The following is a 6,538-nucleotide window of genomic DNA, read 5'->3' as shown; positions in this document are numbered from 1 at the left end:
CAATGGAGCGCAGCGGAATGAGGACTTGCAGCGGATAGCCCGGCCCGTAGGGACACGCCCAAAAAAACTGTACCTGCAACTCAATTTATGTTGTAGCGACTTGGGCAAATACTATGTATTTTTGCGGCTTACTATTTAAAATATGAGGAAACTGGCCAACAGCGAACTGGGGCGCAAAAGCATTGATGATTTTAAAGTGGCTGAAAAAACGCCACTGATCATAATACTTGACGATATCAGGAGCCTGCATAATATCGGCTCAGTGTTCCGTACTGCCGATGCTTTCCTCGTGGAAAAAGTATACCTGTGCGGCATTACGGCCACACCGCCCAATAAAGAGATACACAAAACGGCCCTGGGTGCTACCGAAACAGTAGCCTGGGAATACCACAAGCAGGTATGTGATGTAATTGCGGCGCTTAAGGCAGAAGAAGTATCGGTATGGGCTGTGGAGCAGGTAGAAAATGCCGTATTCCTTAATGATTTTATCCCTGAAAAGGGCAAAAAATATGCGCTGGTATTCGGTAACGAGGTTAAAGGTGTATCGCAGGAAGCCATAGCCCGGTGCGACGGCAGTATCGAAATACCCCAACTGGGCACCAAGCATTCGCTGAATATATCGGTAAGTGCCGGGATTGTGGTATGGGATTTCTTCCGGGAAATGTTGCCGTAATAGTTTTTTTTTATTTTTACAGGATGAAGTTTTTTGTAAAATATTTAACGTTGTTGTTCATAGGGTGCTTCTTGCCCCTTGCAGCGATAGCACAAAATGAGCCGCCAGTACTGACAGCGCAGGGGAACCAGGCCTATTGCCCTGGTGGCAGCTGGCTCGATATTGCTACTGATTTTATCATAACCGACCCCGATGATACCGGCACCAGCGCCGTCTATGTACAAATAGCTTCGGGTTATGTGAGCGCTGAAGATGAACTGGGCTATACCGGTACCATGCCCGGGCTGGAGTGGGCGTATGACCCCATTACCGCCAAAGCCGAAATACGCCGGGTTGACGGCCAGCCATTGACCTACGCAGAAATCATCCAGATTGTAAAAGACGTAGCCTACCGCAACACGGCTATAAGCCCTACCCCCGGTGTAAGGACATTTTCCATAACACTGGGCGATGCCAGTTACCTCCCTTCTACAGGGCACTATTATAAATTTATCCCTTTTGATGATATATCCTGGTCAGAGGCAAGAGCTGCTGCTGCTGCCAGCACCTACTACGGCATACAGGGTTATCTTGCTACCATAACTTCTACTGCTGAGGCGCAGATGGTAGGGGAACAGACCCGCGTTACGGGATGGATAGGGGGTAGTGATGAAGAAACTGAAGGTGTGTGGAAATGGATGGGCGGGCCGGAAGCCGGTACTGTTTTCTGGAATGGTGCCGCAAATGGAAGCACTCCTAACTTTGCGTTCTGGAATACGGCCGAGCCTAATAATATCAACAACGAAGATTATGCGCATATTACGGCCAGGGGTGTGGGCGTTACAGGTTCATGGAACGACCTGCCCAATGCCGGGAGTGACGGCGATTACAGGCCCAGGGGCTACGTAGTAGAATACGGTGGCATGCCGGGCGACCCTGTTATAAATATTTCTGCCAGTACGGTGATTAATGTAGCCCCGGTAGTTACGGCAACCGGTAGCGCATCATGCGGCCCCGGCGCCCTAATGCTGCAGGCCTCGGCACCCGGCGCTGCCATACAGTGGTTTGATGCCCCTTCAGGCGGAACCGCTATTGCTACGGGCAATGTGTTTACTACTTCCGTACTTACTTCAACTACAACATTCTACGCTGCCGTGGCAGGAACCTGTAGTACTAACAGGGTAGCAGTAACTGCTACTATCAATGATGTTCCCGCCATAACAGTCCCCACAACAATAATTACCTGTGAAGGCAGCCCCCTAAGCCTTCAGGCTACCGCGCCGCTGGGTACTGTAAGTTGGTTTAACGTTGCTTCCGGAGGTGTGCCTATCGCCACCGGCCCGGTACTCAACCTCCCAGCCGTGAATGCCGGTGCGGTGTATTATGCCGAAGTTGTTGATGGCAACTGTGTTTCCCCAAGGAAGGCCATACAAATAGTGGTAAACCAGCCGCCGCAGGTGGAAGATGAGCAAGTGTCTTTCTGCGAAGGGAGCAGCGTGCTACTTGATGCCGGCATTGCCGGTGCAACGTATAGCTGGCAGGATAACAGTACGGGCATGACATTAACGGTTACTTCACCGGGTATTTACACGGTTACCATAACGTTGCCTTCAGGATGCTCATCGGTAAAGACATTTACTGTTACGCAGCGGCAGCGGCCCCTCATATCAGGGGTTGGCGTGGAGGGTACCACGATTATCGTTACCCTTGTGAATGCGGATATTCAAAATTATTTGTTTTCTGTTGATGGCCTAAACTTCCAGGCATCCCCTATATTTTATAATGTGCCTGCCGGCCTTCGTACATTAACAGCCAAAGAAGTGGGCGGTTGTGGCACAGCAACAGAGGATTTTGTGGTTTTTATCGTCCCCAAGTTCTTTACGCCGAATAATGACAGTACCAATGATGTTTTTTATGTACCCGGGCTGGTGTATTTCCCGAAAGCTACACTTACTATTTTTGACCGGTATGGCAAGGTTATAACCCGGCTCAGCCGCGGCAACCAGTACTGGGATGGCACCCTGAACAACCAGAAGCTTCCCGCCACCGATTATTGGTATGTGATTAGTTTCAACAACGGGCTGCCGGAAATAAAAGGGCATTTTTCATTGCTGAGGTAAGGCTAACGGATTTTTTTCATGATGATATCTACAGCGCCGCGGTTCATGCTGATGAACATTCCTGCTTTGTGGCCAGTTTCGCTACGGTAATCATCATTTTTTATCAATTCGTCCAGGATGTTTTCAAGTGAATTTTTGCCGTTGGCTTCAAGGCATCCGCCAAAATGTATCATGGCTGCCGCTTCAGGATATTTTTCATGGTTAGGGCCAATTACTACAGGAATGCCGAAAGCGGCCGGTTCCAGTATGTTGTGCAGGCCCGAGGTGCCAAACCCGCCGCCAACATAGGCTATGTCAGCATAGCTGTATATCTTGCCAAGGATACCTATGGTATCAATAATGAATACATCATATCCTGCCAGGTCTTTTCCTTCTTTTTCAGAAAAAAGCACGGCTTTGCGGTTAATAGCAGTTTTGATTTCTTTAATATGGCCGGCATCTGTGGTGTGTGGCGCAATAATGAATTTTATATTGTTGCTGTTGTTTATAAAACCTGCAAACATGGCTTCATCTTTAGGCCATGAACTCCCAAAAACAACATTTGTGCTGCCGTTACTAAATTCTTCGATAAAGGGCAGTGTATTATCCCGCTGTAATATTTCAGACACACGGTCAAAACGGGTGTCACCGCTTACAGTAACATTATGGTAACCAATATTCTGCAGTAATTTTTTTGAATCGGCATCCTGTACAAAAAAATGGGTAAAGGCTGTAAGCGCCTGTCTGTAAAACCCGCCATAGCTTTTGAAGAACACCTGCTTTTCACGAAACAGCCCGGAAACCAGGTAAGAAGGTATAGCGGCTTTTTTAAGTTCTTTAAGGTAGTTGGGCCAGTATTCATACTTAACAAAAAAGGCCATGTCAGGATGTACAAGCCTTATGAATTTACGGGCATTGCGGGTGGTGTCCATAGGCAGGTAAACCACTATATCGGCGGCATTAGTGTTCCGGCGTACTTCATATCCTGAGGGTGAAAAAAAAGTAAGTACAATTTTATGTTCCGGATGTTCCTGCCGTATCCTTTCCATAACAGGAAGGCCCTGTTCATATTCGCCCAGCGAGGCGGCATGGAACCAAATAGTTTTATTGCCCGGCTGTACCCTTTCCTCAAGAAGCGCAAAAACGTTTTTTCGGCCTTTAACAAAGAGGGTAAGCTTCGGGCTGAACAGTGCGGCAATTTTTAAAACACCCCATGCGATATATAAGAGCTGGTTATAGATAAAAAACATAATGTGGCAATTGATGTGCTAAAATACACACTTTATGGCATTTTGATTGGCAGGCAGTCATTAAATTAGTAGTTTTGCCTTCAAATAAATCTGACAGACAAGCGATGAAAAAAATACAGATGGTTGACCTTAAAGGCCAGTACGATAAGATAAAAGACACGGTTAATAGCTCTATACAGGAAGTGCTCGACACTACTGCTTATATAAACGGTCCGCAGGTGCAGTCGTTCCAGAAGAACCTGGAAGAATACCTTGATGTGAAGCATGTTATACCCTGCGCCAATGGCACTGATGCCCTGCAGATAGCCATGATGGGGCTTGGGTTTCAGCCGGGCGATGAAGTTATTACGGCTGATTTTACTTTTGCGGCAACTGTTGAGGTTATTGCACTGCTGCAGCTTACCCCTGTACTGGTTGATGTGGAACCTGATACGTTTAATATTTCGATAGATGCCATAAAAAAAGCTATAACACCACGTACAAAAGCTATTGTGCCGGTACACCTGTTCGGGCAGGTGGCCGATATGGAAGCCATAATGGCACTTGCGGCAGAACATAATCTCTATGTTATTGAAGATAACGCCCAGGCTATAGGCGCTAATTATACCTTTGCCGACGGCACAAAGAAGAAAGCCGGCGTTATGGGCCATGTCGCCTCAACGTCATTTTTCCCGTCAAAAAACTTGGGCTGCTACGGCGACGGTGGTGCAATTTTTACCAATGATGACCAGCTGGCACATAACCTGCGCGGCATTGTAAACCACGGTATGTATGTGCGCTACCACCATGATGTGGTAGGAGTTAACTCACGGCTCGACAGCCTGCAGGCAGCAGTACTGAATGCCAAACTGCCACACCTGGATATGTATAATAAAGCCAGGCGTGAGGCAGCGGCTAAATATACTAAAGCTTTTGCCGGCTATGATAATATCATTACACCTGTTGTAAGGGGCGATGCCGACAGCCATGTGTTCCACCAGTACACGCTGAGGGTACGCAACGCCGACCGTAATGCGCTTATGCAGCACCTGCTTGATAAAGGCATACCCTGTGCTATTTATTACCCTATACCGCTTCACAGCCAGAAAGCTTATGCTGATGCCCGATATGATGAAGCCGATTTCCCTGTAACGAACCAGTTGGTTAAAGAAGTGATTTCCCTGCCTATGCATACGGAGCTTGATGATGAGCAGGTACGGTTTATTACGGATAGCATAATTGATTTTATTAAATAATAGATAAATTGTAGGCAAAAAGAAAAGGGCGCAGGCACTTCAGCTTTTTAGTTTTTACCGGCATTACCGGCTTTCCCCTGAAATAATGTGGTAATGTAGTATATTTATCAGGGTATGACCGGGGAAGAACAACTTTTGATTTTACAGTTATACAAAAAAATGAGGCTATGAAAATATTGGTAACCGGTGGCCTAGGTTTTATAGGCTCGCACACCGTAGTTGAGCTCCAAAATGAAGGCTTTGATGTTGTTATCATTGACGACCTTTCTAATTCCTCAATGAAAGTACTGGAAGGTATTGAAGCCATTACCGGTAAGAAGCCTGAATTTGAGCAGCTTGACCTCAGGGAAAAAAAAGCCGTACAGGATTTCTTCATCAGGCATGGCACTGTGAGCGGGGTGATACACTTCGCAGCTTCAAAAGCGGTTGGCGAAAGCGTAGAGAACCCTTTGCTGTATTATGAAAACAATATAAACACCCTGGTATACCTGCTGCAGCAGCTGCAAAAAAAGCAGGAAGCCCGGTTTATCTTCAGTTCGTCATGTACCGTATATGGACAGGCCGAAAAAATGCCTATAACGGAAGATGCCCCGATACAAACAGCAATGTCGCCCTACGGAAACACAAAGCAGATAGGGGAAGAAATAGTGCAGGATGTAGCCAGGGTAAGCGGCATCAATGCCATATTGCTGCGTTACTTTAACCCAATAGGTGCCCATGAATCTGCCCATATAGGAGAACTGCCTTTAGGCGTGCCGCAAAACCTTGTGCCTTTTATTACACAAACCGGTATCGGCCTTCGCGAAAAACTATCGGTGTTTGGCGATGATTACCCAACGCCGGATGGCACCTGCATACGCGACTATATCCATGTAGTAGATCTTGCCAAAGCGCACGTCACTGCCCTGAAAAGGCTGATTGAGGGAAAAAATGCTGAAAAAGTTGAGGTGTTCAACCTCGGTACCGGCAAAGGCAATTCTGTACTTGAAGTTGTTAATGCCTTTGAAAAAGTTTCAGGCCAAAAACTTAATTATACTATTGTAAGAAGGCGTGAAGGCGATATTACCCAGGCGTATGCCGACACTGCCAAAGCCAATAAGATACTGGGCTGGAAGGCACAGTTAACCCTTGAAGATGCCCTTGCGTCTGCCTGGAAATGGGAGCAGAAAGTAAGGGGTAAGTAATAAGTACGCAGTGCACAATGTTCAGTATGTGTAGTGTAAATATATCTTATATCAGGTGCAATAGACATGAAACAAAAAGAAGCCGTCTCACAACTTGAGACGGTTTTTTTACGTTTTT

At 46.7% G+C, this 6,538-nt stretch carries 5 protein-coding genes; 4 read left to right on the top strand and 1 reads right to left on the bottom strand.

Features of this window, described 5'->3' with window-relative positions; translation table 11 throughout:
- Positions 1-142: 142 nt before the first annotated feature.
- Both CHU92_RS01860 and CHU92_RS01855 read left to right on the top strand, forming a co-directional pair.
- Entirely contained in the window at positions 143-673 is a 531-nt protein-coding gene (locus CHU92_RS01860; RefSeq protein ID WP_094412030.1) for an RNA methyltransferase, read from the top strand.
- A gap of 23 nt (positions 674-696) precedes the next feature.
- Entirely contained in the window at positions 697-2,772 is a 2,076-nt protein-coding gene (locus CHU92_RS01855) for an Ig-like domain-containing protein (RefSeq protein ID WP_165764566.1), read from the top strand.
- Between the two features lie 2 nt (positions 2,773-2,774).
- On the opposite strand, the gene CHU92_RS01850 is transcribed toward CHU92_RS01855, so the two are convergent.
- Positions 2,775-4,001 carry a 3-deoxy-D-manno-octulosonic acid transferase gene (locus CHU92_RS01850; RefSeq protein ID WP_094412026.1) on the bottom strand — a complete coding sequence of 409 codons (1,227 nt, stop codon included), beginning with the start codon at positions 3,999-4,001 and terminating at the stop codon, positions 2,775-2,777.
- Between the two features lie 104 nt (positions 4,002-4,105).
- Here CHU92_RS01850 and CHU92_RS01845 point away from each other — a divergent pair, with 104 nt between their 5' ends.
- Complete coding sequence (locus CHU92_RS01845; RefSeq protein WP_094412024.1) at positions 4,106-5,236, top strand: DegT/DnrJ/EryC1/StrS family aminotransferase; 1,131 nt, start codon at positions 4,106-4,108, stop codon at positions 5,234-5,236.
- A gap of 167 nt (positions 5,237-5,403) precedes the next feature.
- The gene (gene galE / locus CHU92_RS01840) at positions 5,404-6,420 is read left to right on the top strand and encodes a UDP-glucose 4-epimerase GalE (protein ID WP_094412022.1); all 1,017 of its coding nucleotides are present in this window, start codon (positions 5,404-5,406) and stop codon (positions 6,418-6,420) included.
- The last annotated feature ends 118 nt before the right edge of the window (positions 6,421-6,538 follow it).

The sequence above is a fragment of the Flavobacterium cyanobacteriorum genome (genome assembly GCF_002251835.1).
Lineage (GTDB): Bacteria > Bacteroidota > Bacteroidia > Flavobacteriales > Flavobacteriaceae > Flavobacterium > Flavobacterium cyanobacteriorum.
The sequence above is the reverse complement of the archived record's forward strand: the minus strand, read 5'-3'. Positions and strand labels throughout refer to the sequence as shown.